Consider the following 251-nt stretch of genomic DNA (forward strand, 5'->3'; position numbering starts at 1 on the left):
GTGCTCATGGTTGTAGTACGCGATGAACGCGTCGAACCACTCGCGGGCGTGGGCCAGGGAGTCGAACCGTTCGGGATAGTCGGACATGTACTTCGTGGTCTTGAACTGGGCCTCGCTGTAGGGGTTGTCGTTGGAGATTTTCGGCCGCGAGTGTGATCTCGTCACCCCCAGATCGATGAGCAGCTGGGAGACCTTCTTGCTCGTCATCGAGGTGCCGCGGTCGGCGTGCACGGTCTCGGGCACGATGCCGT

The 251-nt window shown here is 61.4% G+C and carries 1 protein-coding gene; it reads right to left on the reverse strand.

Translation table 11 applies throughout. From position 1 onward, the window contains the following. Positions 1 to 251: integrase core domain-containing protein (locus tag SCWH03_RS28455; RefSeq protein ID WP_173267802.1), on the reverse strand; the 251-nt coding region annotated here is incomplete at both ends.

Origin of the sequence: Streptomyces pacificus (assembly GCF_011766325.1) — a bacterium.
GTDB classification, from domain to species: domain Bacteria; phylum Actinomycetota; class Actinomycetes; order Streptomycetales; family Streptomycetaceae; genus Streptomyces; species Streptomyces pacificus.